This is a genomic window from Desulfocurvibacter africanus subsp. africanus DSM 2603, assembly GCF_000422545.1.
In the GTDB taxonomy this organism is placed as follows: Bacteria; Desulfobacterota; Desulfovibrionia; order Desulfovibrionales; family Desulfovibrionaceae; genus Desulfocurvibacter; species Desulfocurvibacter africanus.
Map to the genome: position 1 here is coordinate 57,214 of NZ_KE383874.1, position 14,959 is coordinate 72,172.

The 14,959-nt window shown below is 60.3% G+C and carries 14 protein-coding genes; 2 read left to right on the top strand and 12 right to left on the bottom strand.

The annotated features are described in order from the left end of the window. Positions 1–150 precede the first annotated feature (150 nt). The 10 genes from cas2 to H585_RS0119665 form a co-directional block, all read right to left on the bottom strand. The gene (gene cas2, locus H585_RS0119620; protein WP_027369083.1) at positions 151–441 is read right to left on the bottom strand and encodes a CRISPR-associated endonuclease Cas2; all 291 of its coding nucleotides are present in this window, start codon (positions 439–441) and stop codon (positions 151–153) included. Positions 442–489: 48 nt separating this feature from the next. Then, positions 490–2,079 carry a type I-C CRISPR-associated endonuclease Cas1c gene (gene cas1c / locus H585_RS24050; protein ID WP_081678722.1) on the bottom strand — a complete coding sequence of 530 codons (1,590 nt, stop codon included), beginning with the start codon at positions 2,077–2,079 and terminating at the stop codon, positions 490–492. A 4-nt stretch (positions 2,080–2,083) separates the two neighbouring features. Continuing rightward, on the bottom strand, positions 2,084–2,920 hold the full coding sequence (gene cas7c / locus H585_RS0119630) for a type I-C CRISPR-associated protein Cas7/Csd2 (RefSeq protein ID WP_027369085.1): 837 nt from the start codon (positions 2,918–2,920) through the stop codon (positions 2,084–2,086). Between the two features lie 22 nt (positions 2,921–2,942). Further along, a complete protein-coding gene (gene cas8c, locus H585_RS21875) occupies positions 2,943–4,967 on the bottom strand; it encodes a type I-C CRISPR-associated protein Cas8c/Csd1 (protein ID WP_051183237.1) in 2,025 nt (674 codons plus the stop codon). After that, positions 4,964–5,692, bottom strand: a complete 729-nt coding sequence (gene cas5c / locus H585_RS0119640; RefSeq protein ID WP_034628604.1) for a type I-C CRISPR-associated protein Cas5c — start codon at positions 5,690–5,692, stop codon at positions 4,964–4,966. The genes cas8c and cas5c overlap by 4 nt, the downstream gene beginning before the upstream one ends. 14 nt (positions 5,693–5,706) lie before the next feature. Next, positions 5,707–8,085 carry a CRISPR-associated helicase/endonuclease Cas3 gene (locus H585_RS0119645; protein WP_027369087.1) on the bottom strand — a complete coding sequence of 793 codons (2,379 nt, stop codon included), beginning with the start codon at positions 8,083–8,085 and terminating at the stop codon, positions 5,707–5,709. 3 nt (positions 8,086–8,088) lie between these two features. Next, positions 8,089–8,499, bottom strand: a complete 411-nt coding sequence (locus H585_RS0119650; protein ID WP_027369088.1) for a CRISPR-associated endonuclease Cas3'' — start codon at positions 8,497–8,499, stop codon at positions 8,089–8,091. A gap of 286 nt (positions 8,500–8,785) precedes the next feature. Further along, positions 8,786–9,040, bottom strand: a complete 255-nt coding sequence (locus H585_RS0119655; protein WP_027369089.1) for a hypothetical protein — start codon at positions 9,038–9,040, stop codon at positions 8,786–8,788. A gap of 2 nt (positions 9,041–9,042) precedes the next feature. Continuing rightward, entirely contained in the window at positions 9,043–10,485 is a 1,443-nt protein-coding gene (locus tag H585_RS0119660) for a sigma-54-dependent transcriptional regulator (protein ID WP_027369090.1), read from the bottom strand. Continuing rightward, positions 10,470–11,969: an ATP-binding protein gene (locus H585_RS0119665; protein ID WP_027369091.1), complete on the bottom strand. Its 1,500-nt coding sequence runs from the start codon at positions 11,967–11,969 to the stop codon at positions 10,470–10,472. The genes H585_RS0119660 and H585_RS0119665 overlap by 16 nt, the downstream gene beginning before the upstream one ends. 261 nt (positions 11,970–12,230) lie before the next feature. On the opposite strand from H585_RS0119665, the gene H585_RS0119670 reads away from it, so the two are divergent. Then, complete coding sequence (locus tag H585_RS0119670; RefSeq protein ID WP_027369092.1) at positions 12,231–12,719, top strand: DUF6653 family protein; 489 nt, start codon at positions 12,231–12,233, stop codon at positions 12,717–12,719. A gap of 8 nt (positions 12,720–12,727) precedes the next feature. Here H585_RS0119670 and H585_RS0119675 read toward each other — a convergent pair whose 3' ends face one another. Together H585_RS0119675 and H585_RS0119680 are read right to left on the bottom strand one after the other, a co-directional pair. Continuing rightward, the gene (locus tag H585_RS0119675) at positions 12,728–13,465 is read right to left on the bottom strand and encodes a sulfite exporter TauE/SafE family protein (protein ID WP_027369093.1); all 738 of its coding nucleotides are present in this window, start codon (positions 13,463–13,465) and stop codon (positions 12,728–12,730) included. 1 nt (position 13,466) lies between these two features. Next, positions 13,467–13,859 (bottom strand): carboxymuconolactone decarboxylase family protein, encoded by a 393-nt coding sequence (locus H585_RS0119680; RefSeq protein ID WP_027369094.1) that lies wholly within the window; start codon positions 13,857–13,859, stop codon positions 13,467–13,469. Between the two features lie 130 nt (positions 13,860–13,989). Here H585_RS0119680 and H585_RS0119685 point away from each other — a divergent pair, with 130 nt between their 5' ends. After that, on the top strand, positions 13,990–14,901 hold the full coding sequence (locus H585_RS0119685; protein ID WP_027369095.1) for a LysR family transcriptional regulator: 912 nt from the start codon (positions 13,990–13,992) through the stop codon (positions 14,899–14,901). The last annotated feature ends 58 nt before the right edge of the window (positions 14,902–14,959 follow it).

The following is a 14,959-nucleotide window of genomic DNA, read 5'->3' on the forward strand; positions in this document are numbered from 1 at the left end:
GGGTTCTCGGGCGGGAACCCGCGAAAGTAGTCGGTTGTGGTTGCAAGGGGATGATGCGAATTTACGCTCGCTCCTTAACCTGCTGTAACACCTTGTGTTTATTCATCCGCGAATCTCCCTGGAAAATCCCGCGAGCTTGCGGTTCGCGGATCATATCACCAGCGGGCCTTCCGGGTTAATCGCTGGCTTGGCTCCGACGTGCTCCACCCGGCGCTCCCAGTTTGCCCCCAGGTAGTAGAAACGCAGGCTGTCCTGCTCGGGGTTGATGGCGTCCACGAGCTTAGCCTTGAGGACAGCCCATTCCGCAGGGTCGACCAGGCATTCGAAGACCGAGAACTGCACCCGCTGGCCGTAGTTCTCGCACGTCCTGGCCACTTTACGCAGCCGGGCCTGGCCGCCCGTCTCGCTCACGGCGACATCATAGCTGACAAGCACCATCATGGCTCACTTCCACAGGTTTCAATCCACGGCCCTCATGCAAAGGCGACCTCACCGCCATAGGAACGGCGGATAGCCGTCCAGATCGCCGCGCAGATGCCGGGCCAGGAGCAGGGCCTGGGCAAAGAAGAGCATGCCGAGGGCCACGCGCTCCTTGAGGAACGGGTGCACGATCTCCTCGCGCTTGCGCTCCTGGTAGGCCACGAGCACGGCCTTGCGCGTTTCATCGTCCATGGTCACGGCCCCGGATTCGGACACCGTGAACCCGCTTGCCTTGACCTGGCGCTTGTTGACCAGCGAAAGCGCCAGCCGGTCGGCGATGATCGGGCGGAACTCCTCCATGAGGTCCAGGGCGAGGCCGGGACGTCCGGGCCTGTCCCGGTGCAGGAAGCCCACCTGGCAGTCCAGCCCCACGGATTCGAGCGCGGACCGCACATCATGCGCAAGCAAGGTGTACAGGAAGGACAGCAGGCAGTTCATGCGGTCCAGCGGCGGCCGACGATTGCGGCCCTCGAAACGGAAGGCCTCCTTGTCCGCCAGGATCATGTGGTCGAAAGCCCCGAAGTAGCGGTGCGCCGCGTCGCCTTCTACGCCGCGCATGGCCTCCAGGTCGTCCGTGGTCTCCAGCCGGCGCAGCAGCCCGCCCAGGCCGTCGGCCGCGGCCTCCACCGCCTGGGCTGTCTCCGGGTGGTCCCTGGCGGAGCGGCGCAGGACCGTGCGGCAGTTGCAGAGCTTGCCGGCCAGCATGGCCCTGGCGATCTCCAGGCACGCGCCGCCGTTATCTGCCCGCCGGAACTGCTCGCGCCGCAGCAGCACGTTGCCCGAGACCGGCCCCGCGACCCTGGCCAGGAAACGGCCGTTCTCGGACAGGAAGCTCACGGCAACGTCGCGCTCGGCGCACATGCCGAGCAGGAACGGGCTGGCCAGCACGTTGCCGAAGCAGACCACGCCGTCCAGGGTGTGTACCGGCACGCGCAGCCGCCGCTCGCCGTCCACGGACACGGCCACGGTCTCGCCATCCTTGGACAGGTACGCGCCCTGGGTGGTCACGAAGAGCGTGTTGAGCAGTCGTTTCATGGTTCCCTCATGGCCTTGAGCATGTATGCCCGCGCCGAAGCCTTGCCCGCTCCGGCCTTGGGCAGGCAGCGCCCGGCCAGGGAGCAGGCCGCGCAGCCGCTCGTCAAAAGCGACCTGCTCCCGCCTGCGCGTCTTGCCGTAGAACAGAGCGCCCTCGGCCACTCGCGTGCCAAGCATTTCGCTTTCGAGCATCTCTTCCAGGCACATGGCCTGGGCGCAGAGCTGGATGCGGTCCCAGTCTTTCTGCTTGGGCCTGCCGCGCTTGTATTCGACGGGAAAGGGAACCTTGCGGCCCCCCTTGTCGCCAGCGGCATGGAACTCCACCACGTCGGCCCTGCCCGTCAGCCCCAAACGCAGGGAGCGCAACAGCAGGCCATAGGCGACGCGCACGCCGCCGCGCGTTTCGCTTTGCGGCCTGTCCACGCGCTCGTGCAGCAGCCGGCCTTCGGCCGTGAACACGTTCTCGCTCCAGGCCCGCTCCACATGGATGAGCGCGCACTGCCTGGGGCAATAGAGGTAATGCTGCAGGGCCGAAATGGGCAGCAGGTCGTCCTCGGAGTACATGGGACTAGCTGCCAGCAATGACCTCTGGCTTTAAACCAGCCAATTCTGTCAACGAGTATTCCACGTCGCCATGGGCAAGTGTTTCAACCTTCAGGCTTCCGTGGACCTTGGCGGAAGAATACTGACCGCTTGGGCTGTTGTGTTTCCACCAGTAAACCTTGAGAACCTCCATGCTTCCCTCGGGCCTAGCAGAGGAGGCATCGTTATCGAACAGCTGGGGCAAAACCTTCTTGATAACCTCGGCATCCTCATCACTGAAACCAGTCCTTCCAGCCAACTGTGGATTCATGGCGCCGTAGAAGAGGTAGACCCCATGATCCACGCGATGTTTCATGCCCATGGTATCCGATCCACGCTTGACCTCTTCCTCCAGGCTGACACTTCGAGTGATCTGCGTACTGGTGACGCTGACTGGTGTCAGACTGAAAGCGGGGTGGATCGAAACCGGCCCGCGAACAGGAATGGAAACGCCGGAACCCTTCTCAGCGTCTTTCTTCTTGCCGGCGAAGGAGAAAATCTGGCCGAAGGCGCGCACATCGAACCAGGTCTTACAAGCGGTTTCAATCACCTGCTCCGGCTTTGAATAATCCTTGATGACACTGTCGGCGCGGGCTTTGAGGCTTTTGAAGCTATCAATGCGCCGGTCATCGGACTGAACGAAAATGGCATGCCCTATCTCTTGGAGCCTATCTCGCATCTTGCGCTTGAGACAGACATCCGAAACCTCGCCCTTGCCATCATAGTTGATCCTTGGGCGATTGCCGTTGAGGGGATCGCCGTTGGGATTGGCGTTGGCGACACGGAAGACCACGGCGAAGTCGATTTTGTTGCTGAGGCTCATATGGGCTCCTTACACTAGCTGGTTATTCTTCCTCAGAGTTTTCATCTTCCGGGACATCTGCATCAGGCGCTTGAAGTTCATCGAGAAGGGTATCGACCGCTGCTTCTTTACTCCTGAAAAGCTCCGCGCGTTGGCAGTAATAGCCTATGAGAAATTCACCAGAGAGCCGTTCGTCGGAGGTGAAGTCCTCGGTGGAGAAAAGACACATGACTTCATCGAAGCTCTTTTCAAGTTTTGTAAGCAGCGGTCTCTTATTCGTCGACAGACGTGATCTGTAAGGCCGCAAATTAAGATCAATTGTCCGCCAAGTGGAAAAAGGATGATCAGCGAAACGTTGCGTATATCTGGCTGCGTTTGTTTCGCGCTTCTCACCGGCAGCGTTCAGAGCCGCACCTTCAAGATAGTCAGCGAGGGAGAGCAATCTTCCGTAGAGGTAATCTCTATTTCTTCGATCGTGTTCGAGGGCCATTTGATAGTTCTCCTCTTTGTGGAAGTATCGGTATGTGGCACAGGCGACGCCAAGGGTTTCATGCCAAGTCATTGCCTGTTCAGTCGGTTTGCCGCCTTTGCGCGTCGTTCCCCCGGCCTGCTTCTCAAAACCGGCGCGATTGCAGGCCCTGCGGCAGCAGGCCTCTGTGAGGTCCCTCGGGAGGGGAGCGCCATCCACGATGCAGGGCAGCAGCCGTTCCACCGTCGCCTCCAACAGTTTCCCCCCTGCCTTGCCTAAGATAGACCTGCCATAGGCAGCTCGGGCGATGTCTTTTGGAGAGGGTGCGCAGATGTAGAGACGCTTCTCGTCTGCATCAATCTTCCAAGGCCAAGCGCAGCCGGTATGCCAAGCCTCAAGCCGCTCCAGGAACTCCGAGCCGGTCAGTTCGCGGTAGAACTTGATTGCTAATCGCCCCGTCGAGGCCGCGTTCAGGGCCATAACCACTATATCGTCGGTCGCTCCGAGCGAGGCCCCGTAGCCCTGAACGAGCAACCGGAACTTCCGGCCGAATTCCTGGGCAGTGTATGGTTTGGATGCACCCACCTCGGCATTGGGGGATGATTTGAAGAGCTTGGCGGTGTCGTAGAGCGGGTTGGGTGCCGATGTCTCCCTTCCTACGGCCCAGGCTACAGTAGCCAGTTCTCCGTTTCTGCCGCCCTGTCTGGCGATGAGCCAACGCAAGGCGGCATGGGCCTTGTGCGAAGTTTCGATGCCGACGCTGCATGCCTGCTCTGCGTCCGTGAACCGCCCGCGGTAGGTAAACCCTTCTTTATCGTTGGAGGAGATGAGCTTAGCCCCGTCGGCGGCATGGCGAATTCTAGCCGGATGCTGTTCGGCGAGCAGCTCCACATTTCCCGTGACGTAGCATTGCCCTCTTTCAACTCGAATTTGTCTATAGTAAGCGATCCAGCTCTCCCAGACGGATCTGTCCTCCCAAAGGTGGGCAATGGGGTCCTCGGGGATTTCCACCGAGAACCGGACAAAGGCTTCGAGCTGGTCGGCACTGTTAGGCGGTAGGATACGATAAATACTCGGGATCGGGCTCTTTGCCTTCGGCCACTTCCGGTACGGCATGCCGGCCTCGTCTGGCACTATGATGCTGTGACTCATCAGATCTTGAATCAAAGTACCTTTTAACAAATAAGACAAGACTATCTGCACCTTATGGTGTCCATGCTCGGACTCGCACCAATCATTAAGCAGTTTTGAATACAGATAAAAGCATTCTATTTCCTTTTTAGTGTTTTGTTCCTTGCAGCGCTTATCTCCACCCAACTTTGCATAATCCTTTGCAACATATTGCAACTTATCGAAAAGTGGGTGCGGTGTGTATCCGCTAGTACGCCCTGCTGATTCTTCTGTTGCAGGAATGATGGTACGATTATTCTCCTCCACGATTTCCGCACGAACGAGTTCGGATCGTTCATTCACGCTCACATGGATGTGAGCATTTTGCAGCGTATGGAAAATGGGGATAAGCGGCGTCTTTTCCGAATAGTCCCCCACTAAGCTCGCACACTTATGGTAAGTCTCCACGAGTTTCTGCATCCAGCTCATTCTTCACACTCCTTGTCCTGATTCAGGGCTGGCGGGCAGGGGAGCATTGGCCGTACGTCGTGGACAAGTGGACATCCCTCAGGGCGGGGGAAATCAATGACACCATTTCTCATCGTTGGTCGCCAGAATCGCGCCCGAAGCATGTCCATGCCAGACTCATCCGGATAGTCGAAGCCGTGGAACATGAGGCCCAGCGCCAGCTCACCTGCATTGTCTAGTTCGCTTGGCCCCTCACCGAATGTGCAAGGCTCGACATATCCCTGACATTCCCGAGTTCCCAGAAAGACATCTTGTCGACCGCCTTTCAGGATCATGCGCTTGGCGCATTCGTAATGCTTGCCGTCTATCCGATCAGTGTCCAAATCCTTACGATGCTGGTTCCATTCAAAATGAGCCGATACTTGGTATTCTACATCACGTAGATAGGTGTAGATGGAAAGTTCATGCAAGGATTCATTCTTTTTTCCTGGAATGTGCAGGCTAGGATAAACGCCATGCATCTTGATGGGTTTTACGCCTTTTGTCTGAGTCTGAATGCGCTTCATCACGCGAACTTTATCAATCACCCAGATGAATGTAGGCTTCCAATAGATGGACTTGGCGATGCCCTTGAGAGCCTCGTACGTCGGGATATGGTAGGAGCACTTTTCGCCCCCGATGCGTGTCAGAGGATCTGTGAAAAGGGCAAAACTCCCCCTTACTGTGAAGGAAACGCTGTTCTTCATGGCTGTCTCCATGGTTATGCGAATAGAGCCGCCCCGTGCTCACCAGTCAGACCAAAGTCGGGATCATAGCCGCTTTGGATGCAGTAAACGCCGCTTCCAGGATTTGTTTCAAAGATAGCGTTCTCCAATCGATGGAACTCGTGTCTGAAAAGGTTGACCGAATAACGCTGGGCTGCCTTGAGCAGTGCCCTAGTTTTTTCCGGGTCATGGCAGCTGCTCAGGTCGTTAATGAGCTCACGTCCCTCTTTGTAAGGAACCAGGACGGGGTCCGTTGCCGCGTCGATGACCGCAAACTCCTTTGCCGCGCTCGCGAAGGACTGCTTGAGCAGCAACTTGGGGTTTTCGCTACCGTGCATGCGACGGTATGCGTTCACGGCTTCCCCGTTGTCCGACAATGCTTCAAGTAAGGTGTCTGCATGACCATAACTGTCGGCAGCGACGGGATAGCTCATCTCTTTGGCTCGTTTTGAAAAATGATAGAAGAAGTAACGTTCCATGGCCTTGGGGGAAAGCAGGTCATTGTCAAAGATAACGGGATTATCTCGAAACTCATTGAGCACGCGTTCGGAGTCTTCTTTGCCCATTTTTATATCTGGCAAATTCCTCAAGCTCTCTTCCGCCGGATTGAGGATGAAAAGTTCACCGAATCCCCGTTCTCCGTGCCGATTGCAACGGCCGGCCGCCTGAATCATGGAATCCAGGCCCGCCAAAAATCGAATGACCGCACCGAAACTGATGTCAACTCCCGCCTCGATGAGTTGGGTACTGATTACCGCCAGAGGCTGCCTTGCTTTTTGAATGTCCTTGATCGCTTCGAGTATGTCGCTTCGATGCTGAGGACACATGCTCGTGCTCAAGTGAAAGGTTGTGAATGGCTGCTTCCTGCACATTTCGAAGAGCGTCCTGGCATTCGCCTTGGTATTGACAACGAGGAGCGCATCGCCTTTCTGCTTCACTTGCTCAGAAAGCAGGCCCCCGATTGCTTCTCGCGACCAGCCACCGGTTCTCCGCATGTCGCGCATAGCCACCTTGCGGAAAGAGTTGAACTCCTGATGCAAATCTGTGGGTGGCCTCGGCGCCAATTCAGGATAAATAGCGAGCCTGACCGCGCCTTTTTCTTTGCTCACCTTGTGCAAAATCGGCTGAGTCGCAGTACACAGCACTATGCTCGATCCGCACCGCTCGACCAAAAAATTTGCCGCATTGTTGAAAAGGTGGACTGTCTTTACAGGTAGCATCTGAATTTCATCGAAGATGAGCACGCTACGGGCCATGGAGCACATGCGCCGGGTCGCCCGTGCTCCCCAGCCGAAGGGAGCCTCCAGCGCTTGTACCATGGTGGTGAAAACGATTGGTGCATCCCAGTTTTCGGCGAGAATGCGGGCTTCGTCCGTATCCTTGTCCGGGGCGAGGTTGGAATGGTGCTCCAAGACGATGGTTCCGACCGGCGCTTTGATTGGCTCCTCGAAGACCTCCCTGGCGACCCTTGCATTTTGCTCGATAATTGAAGTGTACGGCAGAACTACAATTATCCGCTCAAGACCATGCGTTTCTGCGTGCTTGAGAGCGAAACGCAGACTGGAGAGCGTCTTTGCTCCGCCGGTGGGGATGGAGAGGGTAAAGACGCCGCGTGCCCGGCCGCCCTGCTCCAGACAGGCAGTCGAAATCTCCGCGCGAAGGGCATCCACTTGGTTCTTCGTTTTGAATTTGGCGACATGCTGCTCAAGACGTTTACGCAACGTCGGCCAGTCCGGCGGCGGCGACGGAAGACGACTGGCGGCGCTCAGGCGGTCTGCGTCCAGCAGTGCGCTGAAAACAAATCGGGTTACTAGGCCAAGATGAAACGAATGCAAGGTTTCGGTCGGCTCAGTGTCTCCGATTGCCGCACAAAGCATCGCCAATTCCCGTTCGCAGCAGCCCGACTGGATAAGCGGTTCGATGTCTGATCCCAATTCTGCCATGAGATGCCGCCTAGCCTCCTCCAGGCCGGTCTCTTTGGGGTCTCGTTTTAGACGCTTTTCCAAGACACCCTCACCACTGGATGACAAAACATCCATGAGCCCGGCATGATGCGAGGCGATGCACAAGCAGGCCATTTCGGCCAAAAGTTGAGAAAACTGAGTTTTTCCTGCAAGCCTGTTCCAGAGTAATTGCGCACCAGCAGTCGAGTGCCCTCCCTCGTCCCGGTTAAGGCCGCTTTCCGGATTGATATACTCTTGGAACTGTCGTCGATACTTACCGGCATCATGCACAAGACCAACGAGTCTCCCTATTGATGATAGCCCCACAGCTTCGCAATGTCTGGCGGCGACATCGGCTGTCTGATGAAGATGCTCGGCGACGGTTTGTTCACAGCCGTCTTTTCGTGGACGAGCAAGAAAGATAGTTTTCATTGATTACAGGTTACCCTTAACAGCACATCTGCTTTCTCGCGTTCCGCAGGGCGCATCCAGCGTGGAGCCGCTGTTGCCGGTCCCATCCGGCAGCCCGCCATGATGGCCGGCAAGGCAGTAGGCCAATAGCTTGCCCAGAGTGGCCGCCGAAGCCGCCAGCTTGGCTCCGACCGTGGAGTGGTCCACGCCGCTCTTGCCCCGGAAGGACTCCTGGGCCGTATTGATGAGATACTTTTGAAATTTTGGCTGGCACTTGCCCACATCGTGCAGCAGACCGGCCGTATGAGCCCAGTCATGGCCGCCGAATGTCTCGGCGAATTCACCGGCCATGTCGGCCACGGCCTGCAGATGCTCGGATAAATCCTGCCATTGTTCGCTCGCAAGCATGGGAGAGGAATGGGCGTAAAGAGGCATGCCGCACCTCATGGGTTTCAGAAATTTGAAAGACGATAGAGAAGCGCGGCAAATCGGTCAACTTGGCAGGTAAACTTATTGCATGATTATGATTAACGACGTGACGACATGCGCATGCTTTATTTATGGCCTGTCGTTTCCAGAGATGACAATCTTGCAGGAGACGGTGAACGCCAGGCGCGTCACGCATCCCGGCGTCCGACTGCATATGTGGAACAAGCGCGCCAGGGCGGCCGGGATCTCCTCCCGGCTGCAACGCATGCCGCCCCACGGGCCAGGGGTATCCCTAGCAGGGCCCGGCTGGCCCAAGGCCTTGCATGGTCCGCAGCCGCGCCTCCACGTTCTGCAGGACGGCGCGCTCCCACTCCGGGCCGGTATCGCCCGGCCAGTCCCGATCAGCCTCCAGGGCCGCCTCCATGAGGTCTTGCCACAGCTCGTCCGTATCCATTTCCAGGCCTTTGTCGCGCAGGCGGCGGCGATAGCCTTGAAAGTACCCATCCAACAGCAGTCGCACCATGTCATATCGCTTGTGCAGCGGCATATTCACTCCGTGACCAGTGTTTCGGTTTTCAAGCCGTACTTGTCGATGCGCGCAAGCAGCGTGGGCCTGGTGATGCCCAGCATGCGCGCGGCCTTGCTGCGGTTGCCGCCTGCCAACGCCAGGGCCTCGGACACGAGCAGGCTGTCGAACCGTTCGCACAGGGTATCATAGGCCCGCGCGCCCGGACGCTCGGCCAATTCGCGGCGCACCCAGGTGCGGATGGCCTCGATCGCCCGTGCTGCGGCTTCTTCGCTGACAGGGCCACGGCCGCGCCCTTCGCTCAGGGCCTGGGCCACGTCCTCTGCCGTGATGCTCGCCCCGCGACAGAAGATGAGCGTCTTGTGCAACGTGTTGGACAGCTCGCGGATGTTGCCCGGCCAGGGATAGGCAATCAGCCGGTCCAGGGCCCCCGGCTCCAGGGCCGGGGTCGTCGAGTCCAGCTCCTGGGCGTGGCGGGCCAGGAAATGTTGGGCCAGCAACGGAATGTCCTCGGGCCGCTCGCGCAGGGGCGGCACCCAGAGTGTGACAACCTTGAGCCGGTAGTAGAGGTCCTCGCGAAAGGCGCCGTCCCGCATGGCCCGCTCCAAATCGCGGTTAGTGGCTGCGATGATGCGCACATCCACGTCCACGGGCCGGTTGCCGCCCAGCCGCTCGATCTGTTTCTCCTGCAACAGGCGCAGGATCTTGGCCTGGATGCCCAAGGGCATGTCGCCGATTTCGTCGAGAAAGATGGTGCCGCGATTGGCAAGTTCGATCTTACCCACCCGGCGGGCCGTGGCCCCGGTAAAGGCGCCCTTCTCGTAGCCGAACAGCTCGCTTTCCAGCAGCGTCTCGGGGATGGCCACGCAGTTGATGACCTGATACGGCCGCTCGGCGCGCAGGCTGTGGCGGAATATGGCCCTGGCCACCAGCTCCTTGCCGGTGCCCGACTCTCCGCGCACGAGCACCGTGGCCTCGGTGGCGGCCACGCGGCCTATGGACTTGTACAAGTTCTGCATGGCCTGGCTGCGGCCCACGAGCAGCGTCGCATGGTCGCCTTCGTCGTCGCTCAGCGTTGGGCCCTTGAGCCCGGCCGGCCGACGGGAATCCAGGGCCTTGCCGATGAGCGTCAGCACCTCGGGAATCTCGAACGGCTTGAGGATATAGTCGAAGGCCCCGGCCTTGGTGGCCTCGATGGCCGTGTCCGTGGTGCCGAAGGCGGTCATGACGATGACCGGCAATTGCGGGTCCAGGCCGCGCATGGCGCGAAAGGCCTCCAGGCCGCTCATGCCCGGCAGGCGCACGTCCACGATGGCCAGGTCCAGGCCGCCGGCGCCGCGTTCGACGAGGGCCACGCCCTCCTCGCCAGTGGAGGCCGTGACCACCTCGTGGCCCTCGCCCAGCAGGAGCTTCTCGAAGCTCTGCCGAAGGCGCGGGTCATCGTCCACGATCAGGATCTGAGCCATTTTCCGCTCTCCTTGGCCGGCATGCCCACCACGAAGGTGGCCCCCCTGCCCTGCCCCGATGCCAGGTGCAGCCAGCCGCCATGCTCGGTCATGATGCGCGCGGCGATGGCCAGGCCCAGCCCCGAGCCCTCTTCCTTGGTGGTGAAGAACGGCTCGAAGATGCGACCGCGCACGGTTTCGGGCACGCCCGGCCCGGTGTCGGAGATGCGCAGCAACGTCACCCGGCCCTGGGGAGCGATGTGGCCCTCCTCCTCGGAGATGGTGATGGTTCCGCCCACGCCCATGGCCTCGCAGGCATTGAGCACCAGGTTCACGAGCACTTCCTTGACCTGCTCCGGATCGGCCATGACCTCGGGCAGCGGGCCCTCGCGCTCCACGAGCACGTCCACATGGTATGACTCAAGCTTGTGCCTGAGCAGGGCCAGCGTGGAGTCCACCACGTCCGAGAGGCTCACGGGCCGCACGACGAGCTTGGGCGGCCTGGCGAACTCCAGGAAACTGCGCACGATGCCGTCGATCTGGCCGACCTCTTCGGATATTACCTCGAAATCTTCCTTTTGCGCATCATCCAGATGCAGGGTGCGCTGCAGCGTGTACAGGCGCATCTTCACGGAGGTCAGCGGATTGCGGATGGAGTGGGCCACACCGGCGGCAAGCTTGCCCACCACGGCCAGTTTCTCGGACTGGGCCAGCACCTCGCGGCTCTCGCGCAGTTGCATGTGCACTGTATCCACGTCCGTGATGAGCCCACGCACGCGATCCGTGAGGTCGCTCACCTCGTCCCGTGACGGATGAGCCTCGGCCAGGCGGTCGCCTTCGGCCTGAGCCACGCCGGCGGCCAGCCTGCGCAAAGGCTCCAGCACCTGGCGGTAGAGCACCCAAAACAGCCCCAGGCCCATGAGCCCCGCGCCCGGCACGGCGGCCCAGGCAATGGCTGCCAAGGTCCTGGCACGGGAGCGGGAGCGCTCCTGTATGTCCGCGATGTTGCGTTTGTGCAGTTCCTTGTACTCCTGGCACAAGGAATAGATGCGGTTGAACCGGTCGCGCACGTCCCAGTGCAGATTCGCGCCGGCCTGGCGCTTTCCGGAGGCGTACAGCTCAAGCACCTGGCCGCGCTCGGCGGCATAGCGCACGTACTCGGCCTCGATCTCGTTGAGCAACGACCTGCCTTGCGGCATGGTCGGATTCTGGCGCGTCGTCTCGAGCTGGGCTTCGAACTCCCGGCTGCGCTCGTCCAGCCGTTTCAGCCAGACGGCGTCGCCCGTCAGGAAATAGTAGGTGGCAAAGCCCTTCTGGGCCACCAGAGCCCCGGCCAGTTCCTCGGCCGCGGTCAGGGCCGCCACGTCGCGCTCCAGGAGCTCCGTAACCATGGTCTGCAGCCTGACCGTGTACCAGACCGTGACCAGCGCGCCCACCAGGGCCACCAGCACCAGCGCGCTCAGCGGTACATAGATGCGCGTGCGCAGGCTCAAGCGTCGTGCCATGGTCGCCTTTTCCTTATTTTTTGACGTAATGGCGGGGACATGTACCCACCCGGCTAGAAATAGTCACTTTCCCGCGCAGGGACAAGCCGGCGCGTATTCGGCCCAGACGACGCAGCCGACTCATGGCGGAATCCAGGGCTTGGACAAAACCCCTTCAGCTCTGCCTTCCCTCGGCCCTGGCAAAAAAATCAACTACCCTGTACCTGAACATGTAAATGGAGTAGACTGCCAGCCAGGTTTATTCAGGCTGGAGGGCTGGGTATGGCGGACAAGCTGACTTTTGGGCGGGAAATTGGAAAGCGGACTGGAAGCATTCGGAAAGACACCACGGCCGATTGGCCGATTCGGCCCGCCGAGGTCTGGGTACGGCTTGGGGCCGTGCCGATGCTCCTGGCTGCGGTCTGGTCGCACGCGCGGTTGGGTTGGCTCCCAAGCCTTGGACTCATTATGGCCGTGGTCGGCATGGCCTTGGCCCTGCCTCGGCTCCAGCCGGTCGTAAGGCAGCCAACGAGCTGGGCAGCCAGGGTATGCCTGGCGGAGCGCCTCTGGTTCGGCCCTGGGCGAGCCGAGCTGCCCTTGGACAATCAGCCCGCCTTGCGCTTTCTGTTCAGCTTCTCCATGACCACGCTCGTGGGCGCGGTCCTGACTTCGGCGCTCAACCTCCTGGACTCCACCATCCTGCTTGCCGCCACATCCCTGTCGGCCAGGCTGGTTTTCCAGGCTCTGTTGGTCGGATCGCTGCGGCGCTGAATCCTATTTCAGGCAACCGCCATCACCTGCCACAGCAGGGTGGCACCCGTTATGGCCAGCAAGGCAAGCACGCAGCGGCGAAAGGCCGTATCGTTCAGCCTGCCGCAATAGGCACCGCCAGCCCACAATCCTGCCGCAAGGGCCGGCATGGCTACGACAAATAATAACAGCACATGCCGCGTGATTAGCCCGTTCGCTGTTTGCACACCCACTATGCCTATCCCGGCCAGCAGAAAATAGCTGGTCAGTGTCGCCTTGAGGGCGTTTCGGCTCCAGGGTTGGCGCGCTGCCCAGGCTACGATGGGCGGCCCGTTGATGCCGATGCACACGCCGAGACAGCCTGCCAGGAGTCCGGCGACCGCGATCCACTCCTTGCGGAAGGGAGCCCTGGGCTGGTCGGGCCGCAAGGAGTGCAAGGCGACCAGAAGCACGGACGCGCCAAGCAGCCCCTTGAGCAATCCCTCCGGAGCAATGCCCACCATCCAGGCCCCGACAGCCATTCCCGGCAGCGATGCAGCGACCAGCCATCCCAGCGGCCGACGCTGGACGTGACTGCGAAGGCGCGCCACGAGCACGACGTTGATGGCCAGGGCCATCAGGCAGCCGACCGGTACCGCCGTGCGCACATCAAGCACCATTCCCAGCAAAGGCAAGGCCACGAGGGTCGAGCCGAACCCTGCAAAGCCCTGGGTGAATCCCGCGAAGCCCGCGGCGGCCGTGATGGCGACCAGCGTAAGGGTATCCATGCTATCTATCCGGCGTTACATCAGTATCGGCCTTGGCCTGCTCGAGAGCCTCCGCGCCGAATACGTCGGCCATGACCTCGAGGGCGAATCGGGCCGACACGGTGGCAGGACCGCCGCCCATCTCGATGCCCACCTCCACGGCCTCAAGCACCTCGCGCATGGTCGCGCCAGCGGCCGCAGCCTGCTCAATGTGCCATTGCATGCACGAGCGGCAATCGATGACCACCGAAATGCCCACGGCGATGAGTTCCTTGGCTCGCTTTGGCAAGTGGCCGTCGGCATAGGCGGCTCTCTCCATGTCCAGAAAGGCGGCATAGGTGGGAGATTTTAGATCCAGCAGCAGCTTGTGGGCCTTCTTGCGCTGGATGGACAGCGTGCGCAATGCATCGTTCATGGCTGTTCCTCGATGTTCACGATTCATAAACCATCCTGCATGTATGCCATGCCTTGTTCTATTGCTTAAACATTGGCATGCTCTTGCGCAAACGAATTGCTTCGAATCGTTTGTTCGAGGAAACCGAACGATGATGGATCTGCAACTGCTTAAGACATTTCTCACCGTGGCGGCCGGGCTTTCCTTCCGCAAGGCGGCCGAAACCCTGCATTATGCCCCGTCCACCGTCACTGCCCAGATAAAGGCATTAGAGGAGGATCTCGGCATTCCCCTCTTCGATCGCCTGGGACGCCGAGTGCTGCTCACCGAGCATGGCCAGCGGCTGCTGCACCATGCCCGGCGCATGATGGATCTGGAGGCTGAGACCCGGCGCGTTCTCCTGGACGGCGAGGCGTCCGTTGAACTTGCCATACGCATTTCCGAAAGCCTGGGCATTCACTGCCTGCCGTGGGTGTTGCCCCGGTTTCGGGCGCGGTCCCCTGCCACGCGGCTCAACCTGACCACCCATTCACAGCACGGGCTGGTGCGGGACCTGCGGCACGGCGTAACGGACCTCGCCTTGTTGCTGGGCGAACCGTTCAGCGCGGCAGGTCTGCATGTGGACGTCTTGCACCGTGAGCGCCTGGTGGTCATCGTACCGCCGGAGTCCCCGCTGGCCACACGCCAGACCGTGCACCCCGCCGACCTGGAGGGTGTGCCGCTCATCCTGACACGTCACGTATGGAGCGTGCGCAGGCTCATCGAGCAGGCTCTGCTGGAAGCGCACGTCGGCATAGAGGGACTGGTGGAATGCTCCAGCGTGGAGATCGTAAAACGCTGCGTCATGGCGGGGCAAGGTGTCTCGGTAGTACCGAGCTTCACCGTACAGGAGGAAGTCCGACAGAAGCGCCTGGCATTGCTGGATTGGGCAGGCGAGCCGCTCGCGGCGCCGGTGCTCCTTGTGCGTCACGAAGAGCGCTCGTTGTCGCCCGCCGCGGCGGCCTTTATCGATCTGCTGCAAGCCTTCTTCGGCGCATGCCGCGCCTCCGAAAGCAGTACGTAAGGCTCAGGGGACTAAAGCATTTTGCATTTCAGACGCTCCCTTCGGCGTTGACGGCGGA